Here is a 22,248-nt window from a genome sequence, read left to right as displayed (position 1 = left end):
CTGGCTTCAACTGTTGAGGCTGACCCGCTAGGCAGCTGAGCAGCTAGTGTAGTGTTCCATTCTGTTTGGAGCTTAATCGGCTATTGGCCCGAATGACCTTCTGCAGGATGTCGCGGGCGCTCTTGGTCCAGATGAACGGTTTGGGGTTGGTATTGTGATGTGCCACGTATTCATCAATGGCGGCCACCAGCTGCGGCACGCTGGTGAATACGCCGCGGCGCAGCCGTTCTGTGGTCAGGTCACGAAAGAAACGCTCGACCATGTTCAGCCACGACGCCGAGGTCGGCGTGAAGTGCATGTGAAAGCGCGGGTGCTTGGCCAGCCAGTCCTGCACCACCGGGTGCTTGTGCGTGGCGTAGTTGTCGGCGATCAGGTGCAGCGTTTTGTCCTTGGGTGTCTCGCGGTCGATCTGCTTGAGGAACTTCAACCACTGCACATGGGTGTGGCGCTGCTGGCATTGGCTGATGACTTGGCCATCGAGCACGTTGAGCGCCGCAAACAATGTGGTCGTGCCGTGGCGCTTGTAGTCGTGCGTCATCGTCTGCGCACGCCCCTTCTTCAGGGGCAGTCCCGGCTGCGTGCGATCGAGCGCCTGCACCTGGCTCTTCTCGTCGCAGCACAGCACCAGGGCATGCTCAGGCGGGGACATGTACAAGCCCACGATGTCTTCGAGCTTCTGGGCAAACTGGGGGTCACGCGAGACCTTGAAGCTGTGCACCAGATGCGGCTTGAGCCCGTGCGCATGCCAATGGCGCATCACGGTGCTGGCGCTGACGCCCAGCAGCGTGCCCATCTTGCGTGTGCTCCAGTGCGTGATCGCTTCGGGGCTGCTCTGGGTTGTCAACTGCACCAGCTGGGCCACGTCCACCTTTACCGGCGGCGCGCCGCGTGGCAAGTCGCGCTCGATAGCCTTGATGCCGCCTTGCAGGTAGCGCTCGCGCCAGCGCGCCGGCTGCATGCGACCGATGCCCAGTTGCGCGGCAATATCCTTGTTGTTCAGGCCCTGGTCTGCCAGCAAGATGATGCGTGCGCGCTGCGCCAGACGTACGCTCGTCAGGCCCGAGCGACAAAGCTTCGTCAACGCCGCACGCTCTTCATCCGTCAATTCGATCTTTGGCGCAACTCGCATGGATTGGCTCCCTTTCAAGCTCCAGTTGAGCATGGGATACCAGCCGACTTTTTAAGTTCAATCAAGAATCGAACACTACACTAGGCAGCAGATTCACCCTATGAAACTTCATGTTTTATAGGGCTTTTCTCTGCCGATGATTTTCTGGCAGGACATACGCGGATGGGTTTTGGCAGGATGCAGTCAGCGCATCAGTCTTGCGTTCATAAGACGCATTAGTCTTGTAACCATCGGGCGCAATAGTCTTGTGATGGCAAGGCGTCAAACTCTTGCCACCGTGCCTTCTCCGAATGAAAAGCCAGTCGAGCCCCCTGAAGTTCTGCGCGCACCAAAACCTGCAAGCGCCATCCCTGCGAAGGCGCTCACCCGAGTACATCGGGAACGGTTGAGGGGCTCAGGTTTTCTTGGGGAGGTGGTGAAAGGCTGGTACACGTAGCCCCCGCTTTCACGAAGGACCAGGACGGCACCGTCGCGAAGTTGGCTCGACGGCAGAGAGAGACTTGAGGGCTCGTCAGGTCTGTTGCCACCAGCCCGTGCGGGCTGGTGAGCCTCATCCGCGCCGGGATTTCAGTGGGTTCCAGTTTTCCTGGGCCGCGAATGCTCTCTCGGTAAAACGGTCCACCACGGTGCGACTCCAATAGCATTGGCGCCCTATGCGAACGCCAGGTGGAAGCTCGTGGCGTCTTACCAAATTGTCGATGGTGCGGGCGCTCATGCCCAGTTGCTGGGCAAGTTGCTCCTTGTTCAGGCGGTCGTGAACGGGTTGGTCAGTCATTGCAGTGCAGTGCCTAGAGATGTAGAAGTTACCTCTAGGCATTGGCTTTATATGGAGGCGTAATTCCTTTGAAAAGCCGTGCCTTTAGCGAAGGCCGCAGCGCGATGCGTCGCTCGAAAAAAGGCCTCCCCGGGGATGCGGAGAGGCCCAATCAGCTCAATGACCCATTTGCCTGTGGACTGTTACCCCGTTACCTCCGCAGCAACGGCAGAGGCTTTGCCAATCTTTGCTGCCTCAAAAGCGATGATGAGCAGCGTGCCCGTCGGCTTGCCTTCACGTGACAGATAGAAGTCCGTCTTGAGTTTGCCCGTGACCTTCACGAAATCGCCCCTGTCGAGCAACGGCTTGCTGTCCTTCATGACCCGCACCGTGTACCAGGTGGGCTCGGTATCAACGCCGCGCTGACTCTCAGCCAGGCGAAATTCGAAGTACGCCTTGCCGCTGGCCTTGCTCTTCTTGACCTCTGGCTGGGTGGCAACGTTTCCAAAAACTTGCATGCGATGTCCTTTGTGAACGCAGGGCGGATGCCCTGCCTTGTTCGTGTAGCAACCTGAGGAGGACGCATTGGACCGCGCCATGGCGCAAATGCTCGACGAAGCCTTGCTCTCGGCCATTGCCATCGCGGTGGGCAAGCCGCGCGCCTGGGTGGACGATCTGGCCGCCGATGAGGCGATTCTGCTGGCGGCCAAGGTGATCGAGGTGAACGCCGATTTTTTTACCCTCCAGGTGATCCCCAAGCTCGGGGGCTTATTCGAGAGCCTTCAGGTGCCGACGAACACGGCGGCTGGTTTGACACCGTCCAACACCTGATCACCCACGGGCATCGGCTGCCGGACATCCTCGACTACACCCTGGCGCAGCTGCGCGGCTTTGTGGCAGCCACGGTGCGCAGCGATGCAATGCGGGATGCGCGCCTGCTGTCCCTGGTGGCCACGGCCACGCGCGGTGACGCCCGCCATCTCGACCAGACGTTCGAGCGACTTCAAGACCATGCGCATCGCCATTCGCATCGATAGCAAGGCCGCCCAGGCACAGTTGCGCCGCTGGGGTGGCGAGTACCGGGACAAGGTCAAAAAAACCGTGGCGCGCGCCATGACCACCCAGGCCCGGGAGCTTAAGGATGACGTGCGCGCCCATGTCGCGGGCCAGGTGGCCGTGGTCAAGAAGTCATTCTTGAAAGGCTTTACCGCCAAGGTGCTGGACAAGAACCCGAGCCGCCTGCCAGCGCTCTACGTGGGTTCGCGCATTCCCTGGGCTGGCATGCACGAACGCGGTGGCTCCATTGGCGCGCGAATGTTGATCCCGTTGCATGGTCGCGTGGGCAGGAAGCGCTTCAAGGCGCAGATCGCCGAACTCATGCGCGGTGGCAACGCCTACTTCATCAAGAACAAGCGGGGCAATATCGTGCTGATGGCTGAGAACCTCAAAGAACACGACCGACCTCTGTCGGGCTTCAAGCGCCGTTATCGCAAGGCCGAAGGCATCAAGAAGTTGAAACGCGGCGCAGATATCCCGATTGCCGTGCTCGTGCCCAGGGTGGTGCTCAAAAAACGCCTGAACGTGGAGCGCCTGGTAGCCGGCCGCATTCCGCGCTTGGCGGCTGCTATGGAAAAATCCCTCTCGGCTCTGTGACCGCGGGCTTCAATCCCAGGGGTTGATGAGCGGCACATCGAGTCCCGCAAAGTCCTTGGTATTGCGCGTCACCAACGCCAGGTCGTTGTGCAACGCGGTGGCCGCCAGCAGCGCATCGATGGCGGGCAAGGGGCGTGCGGCCTGCGCCATCAAACGGCCCCAGCGGTCGGCGGTGGCGGCGTCGATGGCGAGCACCCGGCCGACGAAGTAGTTCGGCAGCTCCACCTCCAGCCAGTCCAGCAGGGCCTGCTTGCGGGCAGGCTCTGGCACCCGCTCCAGCCCCTCGCGGATCTCGCCCAGCGTCAGCACGCTCAGGAACAAGGACTGGCGCGGGCGCGCTTGCAACCAGGCCACGACCCGTGGGTCGGGCGCCTTGCGCCGCAGCTCGGACAGGACGTTGGTGTCGATCAGGTAGCTCACAAATCCACCTCGCGCGCTAGGCTGCGATCGCGCTCGAACGCGATGTCCTCGTCTCCAAAGAGCGGCGAGCGGCGCATGAAGTCCACCAGCGAGGCCTCGTTGCCGCTGAGGCGGTCAAACAGCTCCTTGGAGATGACCACTGCCACCGAGCGGCCATGCACGGTGATTTCTTGCGGGCCGTCATCGGCGGCTTGCTTGACCACCTCAGAAAACCGCGCCTTGGCGGTCTGCATTTGCCAGGTGTGCATGGGTGATCTCCTTTCCGTCGTGAATTCTGACTATACAAGTCAGATTCTGCACTCTAACCGATTCCAGGACTATGGCCAACCGCATCTCCGTGCTCGTCGCCCTTGAAGGGGCGGACGAAGGGCTCAAGCGCGCCGTCGCCTCGGCCGAAAAATCCCTGGGCGAACTCGCGCAGACCGCCAAGACCGCAGGCGACAAGGCTGCTGCCGGGATGGCCGAGGTCAAGGCCGGGGTGACGGCCTTTGGCGAACAAATCAACCGTGCCAAGACGCAGCTGCTGGCGTTTGTGACCATCAACTGGGCGGCGGGCAAGGTGCAGGAGGTCGTGCAGATCGCCGACGCCTGGAACATGATGGGCGCGCGCTTGAAGCTCGCCACCGCAGGCAGCCGCGAGTACGCCGTGGCGCAAAAGGAGCTGTTCGCCATCGCCCAGCGCATTGGCGTGCCGATCCAGGAAACCGCCACGCTCTACGGCAAGCTGCAGCAGGCCGTGCGGATGCTGGGCGGCGAGCAAAAGGATGCGCTGCAAATCACCGAGAGCATCTCGCAGGCGCTGCGCATCTCGGGCGCCTCGGCCACCGAATCGGAATCGGCGCTCTTGCAGTTCGGCCAGGCCCTGTCGGCGGGCGTGCTGCGCGGCGAGGAATTCAACTCCGTCGTCGAGAACAGCCCGCGTCTGGCCAAGGCGCTGGCCGATGGCCTGAACGTGCCGATTGGCCGCCTGCGCAAACTCGCCGAGGAAGGACGCCTCACCGCCGACGTGGTGGTCAACGCGCTGATGGGCCAGAAGGACAAGCTCGCTGCCGAGTACGCGCAGCTGCCGATGACGGTGAGCCAGTCCTTCACGCGCCTGAGTAACGCCTTCGGCCAGTGGATCAGCCGCCTCGACGAATCCACGGGCTTTACCAAGAAGCTGGCCGAGACCTTGACCTGGCTGTCGCAGAACCTGGACACGGTGATGCAGTGGCTGGGGCGCATTGCCGAGGTGGGTTTGGCGGTGCTGGTCTATCGCCTGATTCCGGCCTTGATCACCGCCTGGCAGACGGCGGGCGCGGCGGCGGTGACGGCGGCCAGCGCCACGTCCGCCGCCTGGGCTACGGCGAATTTGTCGGTGTCGGCAGCGGTGGCCAGTGTTGGTGTCCTCAAAACAGCCTTCGCCGTGCTGGGGGCCTTTCTGGTCGGCTGGGAGATCGGCACCTGGTTGTCAGAGAAGTTCGAGATCGTGCGCAAGGCGGGCATCTTCATGGTCGAGATGCTGGTCAAAGGGGTGGAACAGCTGCAATACCACTGGGAGGTATTCAAGGCCATCTTCACCTCGGACACCATTGCCGAGGCTACTGCCCGCCACCAGCAGCGCCTGGCCGAGATGAACCAGGTCTTCGCGCAGATGTACCAGGATGCTGGCAAAGGCACGGAGGCCGTCAAGGGCGCGATGAACACCGCCGCCACCGCCGCCGAAGAAATCGCCAAACGCTTAGAGGCCGTGCGCCAGGGCACGCAGGAAGCGGTAGCGCGTGGGGTGGAAGCCGTCCACGGCGCGTTGGAAAAACTCAAGACCCGCCTGGGCGAAGTCGAGCAGGCCGTGGGCAAGGCGCAGGGGGTGGTCAACGACACCACCGCCAAAATGGCCGAGGCCTACAAGGGCTTCACCGCCATTGTCGAAGCGAATGTGCAGCAGCAGCTCCTGGCCGTTAAAACCCGCTACGAGCAAGAAAAAACCGCGCTGGAACTCTCCAAACAATCCGAAGCCGCGCAGATCACCAAGTCCACGCAGCTGCTCACGGAGGCTTTGACGCAGCAAACCACGCTGCGCCGCCAGGCCACGACCGACACCCTGCAACTGATCGAGCAGGAAACCCAGGCGCGCAAGGGCGCCGCTGCCCGCCAGGGCCAGAATGAGGCCGAGCGCGCGGCCAATGTGCAGCGCGTGGAGAACGACATCCTCGCCACCAAGCGTCAGACCTTGACGCAGGCCTTGGGCGAATACCGCCAGCACATCGATGCGCTCAATGCCGAGGCTAACCGCCATCTGGCCGAAGTGCAGCGCATCGAAGAAGCCAAGCGGCAGCTGTCGATGAGCACCGAGGAGCGCGTGCGCGACATCCGCCGCCAGGGCATGACGGAGTTTGAGGCCACCGAAGACCGCAAGCGCCAGATTGCCGAGTACCAGACCAAGGCGCGCGAGGCGCTGGCCAGTGGTGAATTCGAGCAGGCCCGGCAACTGGCGCAAAAAGCCATGGATTTGGCGGCGCAGGTGGCCAGCAGCCAGACCAGCGAGGCCAAGCGTGGCGAGGACGCGCGCAAACAGTCCGAGCAGGCAGCGTCGCAAATCACGCAGCTCGAAGCCCAGTCGCGCGACGCCTACCGCAAGCAGGAATACCAGCAGGCTGCCGACCTGATGCGCCAGGCCGACCAGCTGCGCTCAGAGATGGCGCAAAAGACCAAGGACGCCGACGCGCAGATCGCCCAGGGCAAAGACGGCGTGAACCAGGCCATTGGGCGCATCCGCGAATCCGAAGAAATTCTCAACAAAACCCTGGACGCCGAAGCCAAGGCGCACCAGAACGCTGCCCAGGCAGCCCTTTCTGCGCGCGATCAGATCCGCCAGACCCTGGAGCAGACGCAAACCCAGATCGACCAGATCACCGCCAAGCTCCAGGATGGCCTCAAGGTCACGCTGGACGCAGACACCGCGCGTTTCGACAAAGCCCTCGCCGATCTGGACAAGGCGCTGGCCGAGAAGGAGTACCTGCTCAAGATCCAGGCCGATCTGCAGGAGGCCGAGAAAAAGCTCAAGGAATACGAGCAGCTCTTGAAGGAAGGCAAGCAGCTTCCGGTGGACGCCGACGTGACCAAAGCCAAGGCGGCGCTGGACAAGCTCAAAACCTACGCCGACCAGAGCGCGCAATTCGAACTGAAAGTCGCCACAGAAAAAGCCCAGGCCTCCATCACCAATGTCGAAGGGATGCTCAAGGCGCTCGATCGCATCCAGACCGAGTCGCGCCACCAGGTATCCAGCAATGCCGATGCGGTGCGCGCCGAGGTCATGAGCCTCAATGGTGCCAATACCAGCAGCACCCACACCATTTATGTCAAAAAGGTAGAAACCAATGCCACGGGCGGGCTGGTGGGACGTGGTACAGGCGGCGGCCTTCCTCACTTTGCCGAGGGCGGCGCGGTATCTCCCGCCTTTCCCCGGATGGGCGGCGGCACCGTCCCCGGTTCCGGCCACCACGACACCGTGCCGCGCACCTTGGATGCCGGTGCCTTCGTCATCCGCAAGGCTGCGGTTCGCAAATACGGCGGCGGTGCGCTGGCGCGCGTGGCCAACGGTGTCGCGCGCTTTGCCAGCGGCGGCTTCGTCGGCGACGGTCAGAGCAAGAAAAACCGCGAGGTCGCCCAGGCGCAGAAGATGATGGAGCTGGGCATGGAGAGCATCAACACCGGCAACTGGGGCGGGCCGATTGCCAACCAGGCCACGCGCAACTACTGGTCAAAGCTGTGGAATTTTGACAAACCGGTGCTCGAGCGCTTGCTGTCGATCAAAACCCTCACGGCCCGAGAGCGCGGCGCCTTGAACATCATTGCCGAGCGCTGGCAATGGGCCATGCACCAGAACAAAAACGACCTCGAACGCGAGCTGATCGAGTTCATGGAGCAGCACCAGGGCGAGTTCTACGCCCGAGGGGGCCTGGCCAAATCCGACACTGTGCCTGCGATGCTCACGCCCGGCGAGTACGTGGTCAACCGCTCGGCAGTCGCCCGCCTGGGCGTTGGCTTCTTCGATGCCATCAACAACCTGAGCGCTCCGGCGCAGGCGCTGGCCAGCAGCGCCATGGCGGGCATCCAGGGTTTTGCGTCGGGCGGCTTGGTGCGGCCTGCGGCGTCGAGTGTGCCGCGTCCACAACTGCCCGGCGACAGCGGCCCCGCGCGCACGGTGCGCGTGGAACTGGCCGCTGGCGGCAACAAGGTCAACGCCAGCGTGGATGCGCGCGACGAAGCGCGCCTCTTGCAACTGCTGGACTCCGCCCGCGCCCGCACGGCTTGACGAACTCTCCGAGATTCACCCATGCAACTGAAGAACCTCACCACCGGGGTGGCCCTGCCATTGCCGGGCGACCTGCTGTGGGCGGATGTCCAAGCCCTCAGCCCGCAGCAGATTTGAGAAATGCTCGTCGGAGAGCAACTGGCGCAGGGCCTCAATCACAAACAGCAGACGTTGCTGGGTGAACTCGGCCTTTCTGATCATCAGCTTCTGCCGCTCGACCTCATTTTGGTAGTTGCGCACCAGGCTGGATGACGAGACGGCGGCACGCTTGCGAGTAGGGTTGTGGACGATGGATTTGCCCAAGCTACTGCGATGCTGCAGCACCCGACGCGCTTGCATCAGTTGTCCACCGCGCAACTGGCCGCTTTCATAGGCGTCCTGTAATGCCGCCTGCACGGCATCTTCGCTGCCTGCGCCCGCGATGGTGATGGCCACGTTGAGGGGAATCCGGCCCACCTCGACGGCAGCCAGCAAGCGTTCTTCACCCTGCTCGAACAGAAGCAGGATGCCCTTGATGTAGTCGAGGCTCAGGCCGGTTTTCTGGGCGATGACCTTCTTGTCGTAACCCTGCTGGCTCAGCTGCTCGATGCTCATCAGCAGCTCCAGTGCGGTGTATTTGCGGCGAGCAATGTTCTCGGTCAGGCTCATGATGAAGGCGTCCTCATCATCGACCGCCACGACCAGCGCCGGAATCTGCGTCTCACCCAGCGCCTTGAACGCCTTGAGCCTACCTTCGCCGCAGATCAGCAGGTAACGCTTGCCATCCTCCAGCCCGTCGCGTGGCGTGACCGTGACCGGCTTCTTCAAACCAAGGCTCTTGATGTTGCCGACGATCTGCTCGAACACCCGGGCATTGCGGTCGCGCGGATTGAGGACGACGATCTGATCCACCGGGATCATCTGCAGATCGGCGGCGTTGCGTGCTTGGCTCATGCGACCCTCCGAATACGGCTACGCGCCGACATGCCGTACAGGTAGTCCAGGTTGTCGAAGCGGTAGCTTTCGAATTCAAGGCCGTTGTGATCGGCCAGATGGATGCGCGGTTGCCCGAAGTCCAGCCGTGGCAGCAGGTAGTAGTCCAGCGCCGCCTGATTGGTCTCATCAAGCCGAACGGCCACCGTGATGTCCGGCGCGAGGCTGGTGTCGAAGCGCACCTTCCAGCGGCGGCGACCATCGTCCAGCAACTGACAACGCGAGAGCACCAGCGACACGGTGAACTCGTCATTGACGGTGAGCAGGTCGGTGCTGGGGTCGCGCCGTACCGCACCGCCGATTCCGGTGATCATCTGCTCGGTCTGGCCGACAATTCGTGGGTGCAAGCGGCGCAGAAACCGGTTCACCTCCAGATACTGGTAGTCCCGATCCGGGGTGAAGCCCACAGCCTGGTAGGCACGGATCAGACTGCCAAAGCGATGTGCGTAGGCCGCCGCCGAGGGCATACCTTCGGCTTCGTCGATGACCAGGCCGGAGAGGTAGCCACGCTGCTGGTACAGGCGTCGCAGTTTTTCGACCAGTTCCTCGTCGCTGAAACGGTGCGCCCGTTCGCGCAGGATGCCCTGCGCGGTGTAGAACAGGTCGGGCGGTACGATGCTCTCGAACGCGCCTTCCTTCTTGATCCACATCTCCGGGCTGTTCACCACCCGGTGCTTCTTGAGCTTGAAGGAGCGCCGGTTGTAAACGTTGTTGCCGATGTACTTCTCGTTGGACAGCACCTCGCGCACCGTGGCGCGCGTCCAGCTTCGCCCCAGATCGGTGAGGACATCCTGGGCATTGAGCCGGTCGGCGATCTCGGATTCGAGCAGATTGCCCTCGACGAACCAGCGGTAGATCTGGTTGACGTTGGCGACTTCATTGTCCGGCCCCGGCTGCAAGATTACGCGGTCGGTTTGCAGGCTTTTATGCTCGCCGCGCGCCAGTTCGCCCTTGACCGAGCCGGACTGATCAATCAGCACGCGGCGCAGGCCGTAACCTGCTGGGCCGCCTTGCCGAAAACCCAACTCGATCAGGCGGCATTGCCCGGCGAACACCTTGGCCGACAATTCCCGGCTGTATTCACCGGCCATCGCGCGCTTGACGCCCTTGACGATGGTGGACACCGGCGAGCCGTCGTTTTCGAACTGCTCGGCGCAGTAGGCAACCTGAATCCCGGCACGGCGGCAGATGTATTCGTAGTAGGCGCTCTCGTCGGCATCCTGAAAACGGCCCCAGCGACTGATGTCGTAGACCAGGATGATCTGGAAATCGACCTTGCCCGACTGCACGTCCGCAATCAGCTGCTGCAGTGCCTGCCGCCCGTCGATGCGCAGCCCGCTCTTGCCCTCGTCGGCGTAGGTGCGGACGATTTCGATGTTGCGCCGGGTGGCGTACTCGCGGATTTTGTCGCCCTGGTTCTCGGTCGAGTACTGCTGATGCTCGGTGGACATCCGCACGTACTGCGCGGCGCGGAACCGGGGCGATGCCCCCGGCGGATCGTCAGGAAGGATTGTCTCTGGCATGGTTCCCGGTCGCCCTCGTTGATCTTGTTGACGCTATCGGGTCTGCCACTCCTTTCCTCTGGCACGGTGCGGTCGTCAAAAGGCGATGCGCACACGCGGATGCATTGCCATGTGAGGTGATCGAGAACCCATTTGGGAAAGACGATAACGACCGGGTGCAGGGACGTCGATCAAGTCATCTCTTTGCACACGTCCTTTTTGCAAGGGTGGATCGGTGCCAAGGGCGTGATTTCGACCAGCCAACCCTCTGTTTTCCCGGTGGATTCCGCGTCGATTCGGCGAAGCTGGTACAGACCGGACGGCAGGATTGACGCGTCCATTTTTGCAAAGTCATTGCCCACGCCGTTGCCGGTTAACGGTTGGGCGGGTTCCACCGGATCAGGATTGGCGGCACGATAGGCGCGCCAATAGCCGGGATGCCGGTCGAACCACGCACGCTGGGCGCTACGCTGGTTGTCGCGGTAGTCCGGGTCGGTACGCAGCTTGTCTTGCTGCCAGCGCAACTTGCGAGCCCGCTGGCAATCGGGTGAGGAGCAGAAGGTCTGGTTGGGAACTTGGGGGCGTGGCTCAAAGGGCTGGCCACAACATTCGCAGCGTCGGGTCATCGTCGGGGTCTCCATGCAAAATTCGCATGGATGCCACGACCGAATCACCGCAGCCGGGCGATTACTCAGACTCGATCAAGTGGATCGTCACCTTGCCGTAGATGCTGGGTGTGGGTAGGATTCGCGCAATGGCCCCACCGGAGATCGTATCTCCGGCCCAACGCCTCTTTTCACGAAGGCGTTTTCCTTTGCCCCGCCGAGGTGAGCAGCCTCGGCCCGACGCCTCCCGTGTGGAGGCGTTTCTATTTGCGCGATCACTCGTGGGCGACCACTTCCATATAGGGGCGCATCACGTTGGCGACTCGGCAAACCTGGGCGTAGCGCCATAGGTCGTCCACCGAAGCCTTACGCGTCCGCCACGCATCCTTCAGCGCCTCCATCGCCACATCCAGACCGATCTTGTTGCGGTGCTTGAAGCAGTCCACGACCGTCTTTGCCGCGCTGTAGACCCGCAGCGTCGCGCCGTCGCACGGGTGTTCCTCGATGCCCGCCGCGTGCGCGTCGCCCGTCATCTGCACCATCCGGATCGGTGGCCAGTCCATGCGGGGCGCGTGGCTGCCGCGCGGCATGGCGATCCAGATCTGGTGCGGCAGTTGCGTGGTCAGCCCGTGGAATTGCAGCGCCGTCAGCAGGCAGAACACGGCCTGCGGCACCTTGGCCGCGACCACCACGAGGCCTTCGTGCTCCGAGACTGGATGGTTGGGCGGGCGGTAGAGGCCGCGTCCAACCCTGTCCAGCAGACCGGCGGCGGTGAGGCGCGTCAGGACAACCCGTGGAGCACCGATGGCGTCCAGATCGACGGCGCGCAGCAGCCCTTGCTGGCGTGCCAGATCAAGGACGCGCTGGGTGTGGGTGTCGACAGGCATGATCGGCAAATGTTCCGTTTATTCTTTCAATGTAACATTAAGAAGATGAAACGGAACATCGGATTGCCGCTGATCCGCCTGCCTCGAAATTGTGTCGTCAGCGCCGACACAATTTCCAACGATCACCCGGCGAGTAGCGAATCTCCAGCCGGCGGTTGGAGAATTGCTTGCCTTTCATCTGTGCAACCCTGGTTGCACAGATTGATCGGCCTCCATGCCCGCTGCGTTTCAGGCTGAGGCCGTTGCCGTTCCTTTGGTCAGCCAATGCGGAGATTGGCGACGCCATTCGCCGCAATATGCGCGGTGAATGGCTTGCGCCTGCGGCGAATCGGGTGTTTAATCGCCGCATGAACTACGGAGAAAAACTCTACATCTGGCAGTCCGACGATTGGCCGAACTGGCGCTACGACCTGTCGGCGCTCGCTGGGCCGCTGACTGCGGTCAGCCACGCCCAAGGTGTGCTCCTGGGCCGCCTGGTCGATGTGGGCATGGCGCTGCGCGATCAGGCCAGTCTTGCGGCCTTGACCGAGGACGTGGTCAAGACCAGTGAAATTGAAGGCGAAGTGCTGAACGTGGAGTCCGTGCGCTCGTCCATCGCGCGGCGGCTGGGCGTGGACATCGGCGCGGTGGCCCCGGTGGATCGGCATGTCGAAGGTGTGGTCGAGATGGTGCTTGATGCCACGTCACGTGGTGCAGATCCGCTGACCGCCGAGCGTCTGTTTGGGTGGCACGCAGCGCTGTTCCCGACCGGGTACTCCGGCATGAACAAAATCGCCATCGGCCAGTGGCGCGATGATAGCGATGGGCCCATGCAAGTGGTATCGGGTCCGGTGGGGCGACGCAGGATTCACTTCCAGGCACCGCCCGCTAGTGCGCTGGCACACGAAACAGCACGTTTCCTGCAGTGGACGAACGAACAGGACGACTTGCCTGAACTGGTCAAAGCTGGCCTTGCGCATCTGTGGTTCGTCACGTTGCACCCCTTCGACGACGGCAATGGCCGCATCGCCCGCGCCGTGGGCGATCTGTTTCTGGCCCGTGCCGACGGCAGTCCGCAGCGTTTCTACAGTCTGTCGGCCCAGATCCAGCGCGAGCGCAAGGACTACTACGATGTGCTGGAGCGCACGCAAAAGGGCACCCTCGATGTCACCCGCTGGTTGTCGTGGTTCCTTGGAACGCTTGGGCGCGCCATCGCCAGCGCGCAGACCACGCTGGATTCCGTCTTGGCCAAGGCGCGTTTCTGGCAACGCTGGGCGGGCACGCCATTAAATGAGCGGCAGGTAAAACTACTGAACCGCCTGCTCGACGGCCTCGATGGCAAGCTCACCAGCAGCAAGTGGGCCCGCATCGCCAAGTGCTCGCCCGACACGGCGCTGCGCGACATCAACGCTTTGCTGGAGCTGGGCGTGCTCAAAAAGTCGCCGGGTGGCGGGCGCAGCACCGGTTACGAACTAGCGGACTGAAGCGCGCCGACGGGCGTGCCCGCATCGTTGTGGCATGGACGCAGGTGATGCGCCTCCCAGCGGAAGACTTCTTCGATACTGAAACGGATGACGCCTCCGTTGGTAAAGACGTAGCAAGGAATGCCACGCCGCTGGCGTTCCTGATCCTGTTGAAACCAGTAGACTGGCAGTCCAGTGATGTCGGCCACGGCTTTGCACGAGTAGAAAATTTGGTCACGCCGAGCCGGTCGCTGTTGCATCATCTGCTCGATGGCGTCTTCACGCGCCGTAGGCGAAGACACGGACAGGGCGCGTCCCGTACTGGATTTCCACGTCACCTGCGCCTTGCGCTCGAAGGCCTCAACTTCCATCAGGAGGTAGCGGACAGACCTGTTGATGTGCCATGCGGGTGGGCCGATGCCTTCCGAGCGCCAGCGTTGCAGCGTCTTGGGCGAGAGGTTCCACCTCGAACATAGCTGCGTTTCGTTGAGCACCGGATACTGGATGAGTGGTTCAGCCGTGCCGGGGTCTGCTTGGCGGTCGGCGGTGTTATCAGCCATGGGTTTCATCGTACGCCTCCGTCAGAGCGGCTTCGGCCGCCGCCAGGCTGCCGTGCTGCGCGATGAGCGCGAAGGCCTCGTTCAGGTAGTACCGCTTCGGATCCGATGCAACGGTCACGGGATGTTCGACGACCGGCGCGTCGACGATCAATGGCGGCAAGGCTGCGTCGTTGGGCATCCCCTGACGGTTCGCCCGTTCGTAGACGACAATTTCATCCACCGGATAGCGGACGGCCTTGGAGAGTTTGATGTATGGCGGGCCGACGCCATCGCTGCGCCAGCGTTGAAGGGTCTTGGCGCTGACGTTCCAGCGCAGGGCGAGTTCGGTTTCGGTGAAGGCGGGTTCGGGCAACATGGCGCTCCTTTCGTCGTTGGTGTCGGCCATTACGGCGACAAACGCGAAGGAAGCCAAGTTGTGCGCACGCAAGTGCCCAGCATCGACGATGGCTGCCTGTGCCAATCGGCCTCTCGAAATTGGCGATCATGGGTATGTGCGGGGGCGCGAAAACCTTCCCCGCAATGGCGCAAAGGCCGCAGGACTTCCGACCCGATCGGAGGGGCGCTTGAGACGTGGGTTTCGTTTGTTGATGAACTACACCACCAAATCGCAACGCCCAACCGTTCTCGGTTGGGCGTTTTTTTGTGGATCGGATGCACCCCTGCGGGCTGGCTATTGGGTGCGCGCGCCTGTCAGCAGGCGTTTCAGTCCTGTTCACTGCGTTTGATCTGCAGTGCTAGTTCGTACAGGGCATTTCGCGGCGCATTGGTGATGTCCGCCGTCAGCTTCACGGCGGTTTTGGTGGGTAGCTCGGCCAGCAGCAGGCGCAGCACGCGCTCGGCCGCAGCGTCATCGTCTTGCGGGACGGGCGCAGGGTGCAGCAGCACCACGAACTCGCCCTTGCTGCGCTGGGGTGCTCCCTGTAGCCAGGCGGCAAGATCCTGGGCCGCGTGGGTGGTGACTTCTTCGAACTGTTTGGTCAGTTCGCGTGCCAGTGTCACGCGGCGCTCTCCCAGCATGGCCAAGGCCTGTGCCAGTTCGAGTATGCGGTGCGGCGCCTCCAGCAGCAGCACGCAGCGCGGCTCGGCGGCCAGGCGCTGTATGGCGCTGTTGCGCTCCGCGCTCCTGCTGGGCAGGAATCCCGCGAATACGAAGCCCTGGTTTTCGCTGGCGTGGGCGATGGCACCGCTCACGCTCAGGGCACTGGTCACGCTGCTGGCGCCGGGCAGGGGCATGCAGCGCAGGCCGGCGGCCTGCACGGCTGCAACCAGGCGCGCGCCGGGGTCGCTAACTGCGGGTGTTCCGGCGTCGCTCACATAGGCCACGCGCTGTCCGGCCTGCAGGCGCTGGAGCACGGTCTGTGCGGCCTCCACCTCGTTGTGCTGGTGCAGCGCCAGCAGGCGTTCGCCGGGTTTGTCGATGCCGTAGGCACGCAGCAGTGCCTGGGTGTGGCGCGTGTCCTCGCAGGCGATGGAGTCGGCCAGTTGCAGCACATGCAGGGCGCGCAGGCTGATGTCGGCCAGGTTGCCAATGGGTGTGGCCACCACGTACAGGGCGCCCTGCGGATAATGCTGGGCAGCCGCAGCGTCGCGCGCGGCATGCAGGGCAGAGGCAAAGGATGCGCTCAATGGGGTTCCTCGGCAAAAAGATCATGGGTGGTGCGCCAAGGCACACCACGCGTGCCATAGGGCAGGTGGCTGAAGACCGGGCGCTGGCCTGTCTGGTTGCGGCGGGCCTGGTGCTGATCGAGCGCAATTATCGAACCCCGGGGCGCGGCGGCGGCGAGATTGACCTTGTCATGCGCGAGCGCGACGGCACGCTGGTGTTCGTGGAGGTGCGCAGCCGCGGTGCTGGCGATTTTGGTGGGGCAGCGGCCAGCATAGGCGCCACCAAGCGCCGGCGCATCATTCTGGCGGCGCAGCACTATCTGTTGCGCTGGTCTGTGCCGCCACCATGCCGTTTCGATGCCGTGCTCATCGACGATGGCCGGGTGCAGTGGTTGCGTGCTGCCTTCGATGCCGGGTAATGGGGCTGGTCTACCGTTTGCTACAGAAACTGCAACATCGGCGGGTATCATTCGCGGCCCATGCTCGAGCAACGCATTCAACAGCATTTCATCGACAGCGCCGACCTGAAGTACCAGGCTGCGCAAGCCCTCAGCCAGCCCATCACTGCCGCAGTGCAGGCGATATGGGCCTGTGTGACCAATGGCGCGAAGGTGCTCGCCTGCGGCAGTGGCCCATCGGCCGCGCAGGCGCAGCAGCTGGCGGCTTTTTGCGTGACCGGTTTTGAGCGCGAACGCCCGGAACTGGCAGCGCTGGCCCTGGTGCCCGACGCGCTGTGGCTGGCTGCGGCCACGACGGGTGCCGGTGCGGACATCGCAGCCCTGGCGCGCCAGGTGCGTGCTCTGGGCCAGGCCGGTGATCTGCTGCTGGCCATCACCATTGCCGGCAATGAGCCAGCCATGCTGGAGGCGGTGCAGGCTGCCCATGAGCGCGACATGACCGTGGTGGCCCTGACTGGCCGCGATGGCGGTGCCCTGGCGACCTTGCTGCGTGAGACCGATGTGCAGATCTGCGTGCCGCATGACCGCCCAGCGCGCGTGCGCGAGGTGCATGCCCTGGTGCTGCACTGCCTTTGCGATGGCGTGGACGCACAGTTACTTGGAGAACAGGAGAACCCCATATGAAGATGCAGTCGATGCGAACCCTTGGCGCCTTGCTGGCAGCGGCCTCCCTGGTCGGCAGTCTTGCCGCCTGTGTGCCGCTGGTGGTTGGCGGCGGTGCCGTGGTGGGCACCATGATGGCCGTCGATAGGCGCACCGCGGGCACGCAGGTCGAGGACGAGGGCATAGAGCTGCGCGCAGTGAACCGTATTCGCGAAGCAATGGGCGAACGCGCGCATGTGAACGTGACCAGCTACAACCGCCAGGTCTTGTTGACCGGCGAGGTGCCCACGGCGGCAGACAGCCAGAAGGTGGAGCAGATCGTGCTGGCGGTGGATAACGTGCGCTCGGTGGTGAACGACCTGGGCGTGATGGCCAACACCTCGCTGTCGCAGCGCTCCAAGGACACTTTCATCACCGGCAAGGTGCGCGCCAGCCTGGTGGACGCCAAGGATCTGACGGCCAATGCCTTCAAGGTGGTGACCGAGCGCGGCGTGGTCTATTTGATGGGCCGCGTCACGCAGCGCGAGGCCAAGCGTTCGGCCGAGATCGCGCGTGGCGTGGATGGTGTGCACAAGGTGGTGCGCGTGTTCGAGGTCATTTCCGAGGAGGAGCTGGCGCGCGGCGTGGCGGCGCAACCGGCGCCAGTTTCACAGGATCCGGCGGCCGCGCGTTGACTATCAGGGTCGGGGTGGCACCAGCCTGGTGATCAGGCTGGAGGTGTCCCAGCGGTTGCCGCCCGCGCGCTGCACGTCGGCATAGAACTGATCCACCAGCGCCGTCACCGGCAGGCGTGCGCCATTGCGTCTGGCTTCGTCGAGCACCAGTCCCAGATCCTTGCGCATCCAGTCCACGGCAAAGCCGAAGTCGAAGCGGCCTTGGACCATGGTCTTGCCGCGGTTGTCCAGCTGCCAGCTTTGCGCCGCGCCCTTGCCGATCACGTCCAGCACCAGCGGCATGTCCAGGCCCGCCTGCTGCCCGAAGGCAATCGCCTCGGACAGGCCCTGCACCAGGCCGGCGATGCAGATCTGGTTGACCATCTTCGCGAGCTGGCCGGCGCCGCTGTCGCCGATGCGCGTGCAGGCGCGTGAAAACGCCATCGCCGTGGGGCGCATGGCATCGAAGGCTGCCTGGTCGCCGCCGCACATTACGGTGAGCTGGCCATTCTGCGCGCCGGCCTGGCCGCCGGAGACGGGGGCGTCGATGAACTGCAGCCCCAGCTTCTTGGCGGCGGCGTAGAGTTCGCGCGCCACCTCGGCCGAGGCCGTGGTGTGATCCACGAAGGTTGCGCCCGGCCGCATGCCGGCAAAGGCGCCATCGGCCCCCAGCACCACGCTGCGCAGGTCTTCGTCATTGCCCACGCAGCAGAAGACGATCTCGGCATCCTGGGCCGCCTCGCGCGGAGTTTTGGCATGTTTTTGGCCTGTAACGCCCGCAAATTCAGCGCACCAAGCTTCTGATTTTGTAGCGGTACGGTTGTACACCGTGACCTGGTGCCCGGCCGTCGCCAGATGCCCGGCCATCGGATAGCCCATGACGCCCAGGCCCAGAAAGGCCACGCGGCGCGTGGGGCTTGGTTCATAGCTGCGTGGGTTGATGCTGCTCATGGTGGTTTGCGCTCCAGAAGAAAAAACAAGGCCCGCCCGGCATGGTAAGCCGGGCGGGCCGGGGTGTTGATCACGCGCTTCAGACGATGGCGAAATGCTCGGTGCCCGAAGACAGGTCGTTGGTCTTGGCGCGTTGGCTGGACAGCTTGATCTGCAGGCGCAGGTCGTTCACCGAGTCGGCGTTGCGCAGCGCGTCCTCGTAGCCGATGACGTTGGCCTCGAACAGGTCGAACAGCGACTGGTCGAAGGTCTGCATGCCCAGGTTGCGGCTCTTTTTCATGATCTCCTTGATCTCGGGGACATCGCCCTTGAAGATCAGGTCGGCGATCAGGGGGGTATTGAGCATGACCTCCACGGCGGCGGCGCGGCCCTTGCCGTCCTGCTTGGGCAACAGGCGCTGCGACACCATGGCCTTGAGGTTCAGCGACAGGTCCATCAGCAGCTGCGCGCGGCGCTCCTCGGGGAAGAAGTTGACGATGCGATCCAGCGCCTGGTTTGCGCTGTTGGCATGCAGCGTGGCCAGGCACAGGTGGCCGGTTTCGGCAAAGGCCACGGCATGTTCCATGGTCTCGCGGTCGCGGATTTCGCCCATCAGGATCACGTCCGGCGCCTGGCGCAGCGTGTTCTTCAGTGCGGCCTCCCAGGTGTCCGTGTCCAGGCCCACCTCGCGCTGCGTGACCACGCAGTTCTTGTGCGGGTGCACGAACTCGATCGGGTCTTCGACGGTGATGATGTGGCCGAAGGAGTTCTCGTTGCGCCAGTCCACCATGGCCGCCAGCGTGGTTGACTTGCCCGAACCCGTGGCGCCCACCAGGATGCACAGGCCGCGCTTGGCCAGGGCGATCTCCTTGAGCACCTGGGGCACGCCCAGGCCGTCTATGGTCGGCAGGGTCAGCGGAATCGTGCGCAGCACCATGCCCACGCGGCCCTGCTGGATGAAGGCGTTGGCGCGAAAGCGGCCAATGCCCGCGGGCGATATCGCAAAGTTGCACTCCTTGGTGCGCTCGAAGTCGGCGATCTGGCGGTCACTCATGATGGAGCGCGCCAGCGTCAGCGTATGCGCCGGCGTCAGCGGCTGTGGCGAGACCTTGGTGACCTTGCCATCGACCTTGATCGCCGGCGGAAACTCGGCCGTGATGAACAGGTCGCTGCCGCCGCGGCTGACCATCAGTTTGAGCAGGTCGTTGATGAATTTGCTGGCCTGATCGCGTTCCATTGCATTCCTCCCCGTGCCTTTGTTTCAGCGCTGGTTTTCGCTCAGGCGCGCGCTCACCACGCGCAGGCGCAGCGACAGCTTGCGTGCCAGCAGGGCCACCAGGCTGGCCGCCAGCTGCGGGTCTTGCGCCATCATCTCGTCCATGGCCTCGGCGCTGAGCACGGCCACTTCGCAGTCGGTCAGCGTGGTGCAGGCAGAAAAGCGCATGCCGCTGTCGAGCAGCGACATCTCGCCCAGGATGTCACCCGGGCGCGTCTCGGCCAGGCGCAGTTGCTCGCCCCAGGGTTGAATGCGATCGACGGCGATGGTGCCGCTGAGCAGCACCACCATGAAGTTGCCGTACTCGTCCTGGCGGATCACGTCCCGGTTGGGCGGGATGGAGGCGAACTGGAAGAAGCGCTCCATGCGCTCGACCGCGCCCTGGTCCAGATGCGCCATGTACTTGTCCTTGGCCCACAGCGACTGCAGCAGCTTGCCGCCGCGGTTTCTGGGCAGGCGCTTGGCGCCAACCTCGACGGCGCGCGCCTCCCAGGGGGCGAGCAGCGATTCATCCACCCCCAGGCTGGCAAATGCGGTGGTGAAGAGCACCGAGTCGTTCGCGTCTTCCCCGGGCTTTTGCACCTTGGATTTGAGCAGGCTGAGAATGCCTTTCATGGACGGACTCCGATACGAGAGAGGCGCGCGAACGCGGGCAAAACGGGCGAGCGGGCTGATGGCATGGCATCAACCCGGGAAGTTGTCCGGAATCTTGGCCTTGCTGCGCGCCTCGGCCGGGCTGATGATGTTGCGCCGCACCAGATCCGTCAGGTTCTGATCCAGCGTCTGCATGCCCACGCTGTTGCTGGTCTGTATGGTGGAGTACATCTGCGCCACCTTGGCCTCGCGGATCAGGTTGCGAATGGCGCTGGTGCCGGTCATGATCTCGTGCGCCGCCACGCGGCCCGAGCCGTCCTTGAGCTTGCACAGCGTCTGCGAAATCACGGCCACCAATGACTCCGACAGCATGGCGCGCACCATCTCCTTTTCCTCGGCGGGGAAGACGTCGATCACGCGGTCAATGGTCTTGGCGGCGCTGGACGTGTGCAGCGTGCCAAACACCAGGTGGCCGGTCTCCGCTGCCGTCATCGCCAGGCGTATGGTCTCCAGGTCGCGCAGCTCGCCCACCAGGATGGCGTCCGGGTCTTCGCGCAGGGCTGAACGCAGCGCGTTGGAAAACGATAGCGTCATCGGCCCGACCTCACGCTGGTTGATCAGGCATTTCTTCGATTCGTGCACGAATTCGATCGGGTCCTCGATGGTCAGGATATGGCCGTATTCGGATTCGTTCAGGTGGTTCACCATCGCCGCCAGCGTGGTGGACTTGCCCGAACCCGTGGGGCCCGTCACCAGCACCAGGCCACGGGGCTTGAGCGCCAGATCGGCAAATATCTTGGGCGTGTTCAGCTGCTCCAGCGTCAGAATCTTGCTGGGAATGGTACGGAACACGGCGCCCGCGCCACGGTTCTGGTTGAAGGCGTTGACGCGAAAGCGCGCCAGGCCGTCGATCTCGAAGGAAAAGTCCACCTCCAGGAACTCTTCATAGGCCTTGCGCTGGGCATCGCTCATGATGTCGTACACCATGGCGTGCACGGTCTTGTGGTCCAGCGCATCGACATTGATGCGCCGCACATCGCCGTGCACCCGGATCATGGGCGGCAGGCCGGCCGACAGATGCAGGTCAGAGGCCTTGTTCTTCACGCTGAAGGCGAGCAACTGGGTGATGTCCACGGGATCCCTTTGGGTCGTTTGATACGCTTGGTAAAAGATTACACATTATGACGACGATTGCAGACAAGCTCCAGAGCGTGCGTGCGCGCATCGCGCAGGCCTGCGCCGCGGCAGGGCGCGCGCCCGACTCCGTGGCCCTGCTGGCCGTGTCCAAGACCTTTGGCGCCGATGCGGTGCACGCGGCGGCGCTGGCCGGCCAGTGTTGTTTTGGCGAGAACTACATCCAGGAGGCGGTGGAAAAAATCGCCCAGGTGGCCGCGCTGGGCCTGCCCCAGCCGCTTGAATGGCACTGCATAGGCCCGGTGCAGAGCAACAAGACACGCCTGGTGGCCGAGCATTTCGACTGGGTGCACACGCTGGACAGGCTGAAGACGGCGCAGCGACTGTCAGAGCAGCGCCCGGCGCATCTGCCGCCGCTGCAGGTGTGCATACAGGTGAATGTGGACGGCGGCGCCAGCAAGTCCGGTGTGGCGCCCGTAGATGCGCTGCAGTTGGCGCGCGCCGTGGCGCAAATGCCACGTTTGTGCCTGCGCGGGGTGATGAGCATTCCCGACGAAGTACAGGGCGGGGCGGCGCAGCTGGCCGTGCATTTACGGGTGCGCCAGGTGTTCGATGCACTGCGCGCCCAGGGCGGTGCCGGGTTCGAGGCCTTCGACACCCTGTCGCTGGGTATGACCGCCGATCTGGAGGCCGCCGTGGCCGCTGGCAGCACCATGGTGCGCGTGGGCAGCGGCATCTTTGGGGCACGCCACTACCCTTCAAGCCCCACGGCCTGAG

24 protein-coding genes and 1 pseudogene are annotated in these 22,248 nt (G+C 63.6%); 8 read left to right on the top strand and 17 right to left on the bottom strand.

All coding sequences use genetic code 11. The features are described 5' to 3' along the window. Nucleotides 1-43: 43 nt before the first annotated feature. From P4826_RS11040 to P4826_RS11030, 3 genes are all read right to left on the bottom strand, one after another. Nucleotides 44-1,129 carry an IS630 family transposase gene (locus P4826_RS11040; RefSeq protein ID WP_317700454.1) on the bottom strand — a complete coding sequence of 362 codons (1,086 nt, stop codon included), beginning with the start codon at nt 1,127-1,129 and terminating at the stop codon, nt 44-46. A gap of 550 nt (nt 1,130-1,679) precedes the next feature. After that, a complete protein-coding gene (locus tag P4826_RS11035; RefSeq protein ID WP_317700453.1) occupies nt 1,680-1,904 on the bottom strand; it encodes a helix-turn-helix transcriptional regulator in 225 nt (74 codons plus the stop codon). Nucleotides 1,905-2,086: 182 nt separating this feature from the next. Then, nucleotides 2,087-2,401 carry a single-stranded DNA-binding protein gene (locus tag P4826_RS11030; RefSeq protein WP_317700452.1) on the bottom strand — a complete coding sequence of 105 codons (315 nt, stop codon included), beginning with the start codon at nt 2,399-2,401 and terminating at the stop codon, nt 2,087-2,089. A gap of 103 nt (nt 2,402-2,504) precedes the next feature. Here P4826_RS11030 and P4826_RS11025 point away from each other — a divergent pair. Then, a pseudogene (locus P4826_RS11025) lies at nt 2,505-2,714 on the top strand (hypothetical protein); the annotation flags it as partial. On the opposite strand, the gene P4826_RS11020 reads toward P4826_RS11025, so the two are convergent. Next, complete coding sequence (locus P4826_RS11020; RefSeq protein ID WP_317700451.1) at nt 2,666-2,896, bottom strand: hypothetical protein; 231 nt, start codon at nt 2,894-2,896, stop codon at nt 2,666-2,668. The pseudogene P4826_RS11025 and the gene P4826_RS11020 overlap by 49 nt on opposite strands. Here P4826_RS11020 and P4826_RS11015 point away from each other — a divergent pair. Continuing rightward, a complete protein-coding gene (locus P4826_RS11015; protein ID WP_317700450.1) occupies nt 2,895-3,536 on the top strand; it encodes a DUF6441 family protein in 642 nt (213 codons plus the stop codon). The two genes, P4826_RS11020 and P4826_RS11015, sit on opposite strands and share 2 nt — an antisense overlap. A 9-nt stretch (nt 3,537-3,545) precedes the next feature. On the opposite strand, the gene P4826_RS11010 is transcribed toward P4826_RS11015, so the two are convergent. Next, nucleotides 3,546-3,956 carry a type II toxin-antitoxin system VapC family toxin gene (locus P4826_RS11010; protein ID WP_317700449.1) on the bottom strand — a complete coding sequence of 137 codons (411 nt, stop codon included), beginning with the start codon at nt 3,954-3,956 and terminating at the stop codon, nt 3,546-3,548. Beyond that, nucleotides 3,953-4,204, bottom strand: coding sequence for a type II toxin-antitoxin system Phd/YefM family antitoxin (locus P4826_RS11005; RefSeq protein WP_317700448.1), 252 nt, complete (start codon nt 4,202-4,204; stop codon nt 3,953-3,955). The genes P4826_RS11010 and P4826_RS11005 overlap by 4 nt, the downstream gene beginning before the upstream one ends. A 71-nt stretch (nt 4,205-4,275) precedes the next feature. Between P4826_RS11005 and P4826_RS11000 the strand changes: the two genes are divergently transcribed. After that, the gene (locus P4826_RS11000; protein ID WP_317700447.1) at nt 4,276-8,250 is read left to right on the top strand and encodes a tape measure protein; all 3,975 of its coding nucleotides are present in this window, start codon (nt 4,276-4,278) and stop codon (nt 8,248-8,250) included. 15 nt (nt 8,251-8,265) lie between these two features. Here the strand turns inward: P4826_RS11000 and P4826_RS10995 are convergent, their stop codons facing one another. From P4826_RS10995 to P4826_RS10980, 4 genes are all read right to left on the bottom strand, one after another. Beyond that, nucleotides 8,266-9,183: a plasmid partitioning protein RepB C-terminal domain-containing protein gene (locus P4826_RS10995; protein WP_317700446.1), complete on the bottom strand. Its 918-nt coding sequence runs from the start codon at nt 9,181-9,183 to the stop codon at nt 8,266-8,268. After that, a complete protein-coding gene (locus tag P4826_RS10990) occupies nt 9,180-10,673 on the bottom strand; it encodes a recombinase family protein (protein ID WP_317703755.1) in 1,494 nt (497 codons plus the stop codon). The genes P4826_RS10995 and P4826_RS10990 overlap by 4 nt, the downstream gene beginning before the upstream one ends. A 242-nt stretch (nt 10,674-10,915) precedes the next feature. Continuing rightward, a complete protein-coding gene (locus P4826_RS10985; RefSeq protein WP_317700445.1) occupies nt 10,916-11,350 on the bottom strand; it encodes a hypothetical protein in 435 nt (144 codons plus the stop codon). A gap of 254 nt (nt 11,351-11,604) precedes the next feature. After that, a complete protein-coding gene (locus tag P4826_RS10980; protein ID WP_317700444.1) occupies nt 11,605-12,216 on the bottom strand; it encodes a type IV toxin-antitoxin system AbiEi family antitoxin domain-containing protein in 612 nt (203 codons plus the stop codon). A 347-nt stretch (nt 12,217-12,563) separates the two neighbouring features. Between P4826_RS10980 and P4826_RS10975 the strand changes: the two genes are divergently transcribed. After that, nucleotides 12,564-13,679, top strand: coding sequence for a Fic family protein (locus tag P4826_RS10975; protein ID WP_317703754.1), 1,116 nt, complete (start codon nt 12,564-12,566; stop codon nt 13,677-13,679). On the opposite strand, the gene P4826_RS10970 is transcribed toward P4826_RS10975, so the two are convergent. From P4826_RS10970 to rsmI, 3 genes are all read right to left on the bottom strand, one after another. Further along, a complete protein-coding gene (locus P4826_RS10970; protein ID WP_317700443.1) occupies nt 13,661-14,218 on the bottom strand; it encodes a helix-turn-helix domain-containing protein in 558 nt (185 codons plus the stop codon). The two genes, P4826_RS10975 and P4826_RS10970, sit on opposite strands and share 19 nt — an antisense overlap. Then, entirely contained in the window at nt 14,211-14,603 is a 393-nt protein-coding gene (locus P4826_RS10965; protein ID WP_317700442.1) for a helix-turn-helix domain-containing protein, read from the bottom strand. Before P4826_RS10965 ends, P4826_RS10970 begins: the two co-directional genes overlap by 8 nt. Nucleotides 14,604-14,920: 317 nt before the next feature. Further along, nucleotides 14,921-15,844: a 16S rRNA (cytidine(1402)-2'-O)-methyltransferase gene (rsmI, locus tag P4826_RS10960; RefSeq protein ID WP_317700441.1), complete on the bottom strand. Its 924-nt coding sequence runs from the start codon at nt 15,842-15,844 to the stop codon at nt 14,921-14,923. On the opposite strand from rsmI, the gene P4826_RS10955 reads away from it, so the two are divergent. Genes P4826_RS10955 through P4826_RS10945 form a run of 3 tightly spaced genes read left to right on the top strand, consistent with a single transcriptional unit; the run spans nt 15,844 to nt 17,558 of the window. Continuing rightward, a complete protein-coding gene (locus P4826_RS10955) occupies nt 15,844-16,242 on the top strand; it encodes a YraN family protein (protein WP_317700440.1) in 399 nt (132 codons plus the stop codon). The genes rsmI and P4826_RS10955 overlap by 1 nt on opposite strands. 60 nt (nt 16,243-16,302) lie before the next feature. After that, complete coding sequence (locus tag P4826_RS10950) at nt 16,303-16,905, top strand: SIS domain-containing protein (RefSeq protein WP_317700439.1); 603 nt, start codon at nt 16,303-16,305, stop codon at nt 16,903-16,905. Beyond that, nucleotides 16,902-17,558, top strand: coding sequence for a BON domain-containing protein (locus tag P4826_RS10945; protein ID WP_317700438.1), 657 nt, complete (start codon nt 16,902-16,904; stop codon nt 17,556-17,558). Before P4826_RS10950 ends, P4826_RS10945 begins: the two co-directional genes overlap by 4 nt. A gap of 3 nt (nt 17,559-17,561) precedes the next feature. Here the strand turns inward: P4826_RS10945 and P4826_RS10940 are convergent, their stop codons facing one another. The 4 genes from P4826_RS10940 to P4826_RS10925 all read right to left on the bottom strand — a co-directional run bounded on the left by P4826_RS10940 (nt 17,562) and on the right by P4826_RS10925 (nt 21,471). Continuing rightward, entirely contained in the window at nt 17,562-18,488 is a 927-nt protein-coding gene (locus P4826_RS10940; protein WP_317700437.1) for an NAD(P)-dependent oxidoreductase, read from the bottom strand. Between the two features lie 79 nt (nt 18,489-18,567). Then, complete coding sequence (locus P4826_RS10935; RefSeq protein WP_317700436.1) at nt 18,568-19,704, bottom strand: PilT/PilU family type 4a pilus ATPase; 1,137 nt, start codon at nt 19,702-19,704, stop codon at nt 18,568-18,570. A gap of 24 nt (nt 19,705-19,728) precedes the next feature. After that, a complete protein-coding gene (locus tag P4826_RS10930) occupies nt 19,729-20,358 on the bottom strand; it encodes a cyclic nucleotide-binding domain-containing protein (protein WP_317700435.1) in 630 nt (209 codons plus the stop codon). A gap of 69 nt (nt 20,359-20,427) precedes the next feature. Further along, nucleotides 20,428-21,471 (bottom strand): type IV pilus twitching motility protein PilT, encoded by a 1,044-nt coding sequence (locus tag P4826_RS10925; RefSeq protein WP_317700434.1) that lies wholly within the window; start codon nt 21,469-21,471, stop codon nt 20,428-20,430. Between the two features lie 47 nt (nt 21,472-21,518). Here P4826_RS10925 and P4826_RS10920 point away from each other — a divergent pair, with 47 nt between their 5' ends. Further along, nucleotides 21,519-22,247 (top strand): YggS family pyridoxal phosphate-dependent enzyme, encoded by a 729-nt coding sequence (locus tag P4826_RS10920; RefSeq protein ID WP_317700433.1) that lies wholly within the window; start codon nt 21,519-21,521, stop codon nt 22,245-22,247. Nucleotide 22,248: the final 1 nt, after the last annotated feature.

It is taken from the genome of Diaphorobacter limosus, from assembly GCF_033100095.1.
GTDB lineage: Bacteria > Pseudomonadota > Gammaproteobacteria > Burkholderiales > Burkholderiaceae_C > Alicycliphilus > Alicycliphilus limosus.
Note: the sequence above shows the minus strand (reverse complement) of the source record. Positions and strands in the feature narration are given on the sequence as shown.

Excerpts from the sequence above, each read along its gene's own strand:
- P4826_RS11040 (WP_317700454.1), bottom strand. The coding sequence starts at position 1,129 with ATGCGAGTTGCGCCAAAGATCGAATTGACGGATGAAGAGCGTGCGGCG.
- P4826_RS11035 (WP_317700453.1), bottom strand. The coding sequence starts at position 1,904 with ATGACTGACCAACCCGTTCACGACCGCCTGAACAAGGAGCAACTTGCC.
- P4826_RS11030 (WP_317700452.1), bottom strand. The coding sequence starts at position 2,401 with ATGCAAGTTTTTGGAAACGTTGCCACCCAGCCAGAGGTCAAGAAGAGC.
- P4826_RS11015 (WP_317700450.1), top strand. The coding sequence starts at position 2,895 with ATGCGCATCGCCATTCGCATCGATAGCAAGGCCGCCCAGGCACAGTTG.
- P4826_RS11020 (WP_317700451.1), bottom strand. The coding sequence starts at position 2,896 with ATGGTCTTGAAGTCGCTCGAACGTCTGGTCGAGATGGCGGGCGTCACC.
- P4826_RS11005 (WP_317700448.1), bottom strand. The coding sequence starts at position 4,204 with ATGCACACCTGGCAAATGCAGACCGCCAAGGCGCGGTTTTCTGAGGTG.
- P4826_RS11000 (WP_317700447.1), top strand. The coding sequence starts at position 4,276 with ATGGCCAACCGCATCTCCGTGCTCGTCGCCCTTGAAGGGGCGGACGAA.
- P4826_RS10995 (WP_317700446.1), bottom strand. The coding sequence starts at position 9,183 with ATGAGCCAAGCACGCAACGCCGCCGATCTGCAGATGATCCCGGTGGAT.
- P4826_RS10990 (WP_317703755.1), bottom strand. The coding sequence starts at position 10,673 with ATGTCCACCGAGCATCAGCAGTACTCGACCGAGAACCAGGGCGACAAA.
- P4826_RS10985 (WP_317700445.1), bottom strand. The coding sequence starts at position 11,350 with ATGACCCGACGCTGCGAATGTTGTGGCCAGCCCTTTGAGCCACGCCCC.
- P4826_RS10980 (WP_317700444.1), bottom strand. The coding sequence starts at position 12,216 with ATGCCTGTCGACACCCACACCCAGCGCGTCCTTGATCTGGCACGCCAG.
- P4826_RS10975 (WP_317703754.1), top strand. The coding sequence starts at position 12,564 with ATGAACTACGGAGAAAAACTCTACATCTGGCAGTCCGACGATTGGCCG.
- P4826_RS10970 (WP_317700443.1), bottom strand. The coding sequence starts at position 14,218 with ATGGCTGATAACACCGCCGACCGCCAAGCAGACCCCGGCACGGCTGAA.
- P4826_RS10965 (WP_317700442.1), bottom strand. The coding sequence starts at position 14,603 with ATGGCCGACACCAACGACGAAAGGAGCGCCATGTTGCCCGAACCCGCC.
- P4826_RS10955 (WP_317700440.1), top strand. The coding sequence starts at position 15,844 with ATGGGGTTCCTCGGCAAAAAGATCATGGGTGGTGCGCCAAGGCACACC.
- P4826_RS10950 (WP_317700439.1), top strand. The coding sequence starts at position 16,303 with ATGCTCGAGCAACGCATTCAACAGCATTTCATCGACAGCGCCGACCTG.
- P4826_RS10945 (WP_317700438.1), top strand. The coding sequence starts at position 16,902 with ATGAAGATGCAGTCGATGCGAACCCTTGGCGCCTTGCTGGCAGCGGCC.
- P4826_RS10940 (WP_317700437.1), bottom strand. The coding sequence starts at position 18,488 with ATGAGCAGCATCAACCCACGCAGCTATGAACCAAGCCCCACGCGCCGC.
- P4826_RS10935 (WP_317700436.1), bottom strand. The coding sequence starts at position 19,704 with ATGGAACGCGATCAGGCCAGCAAATTCATCAACGACCTGCTCAAACTG.
- P4826_RS10930 (WP_317700435.1), bottom strand. The coding sequence starts at position 20,358 with ATGAAAGGCATTCTCAGCCTGCTCAAATCCAAGGTGCAAAAGCCCGGG.
- P4826_RS10920 (WP_317700433.1), top strand. The coding sequence starts at position 21,519 with ATGACGACGATTGCAGACAAGCTCCAGAGCGTGCGTGCGCGCATCGCG.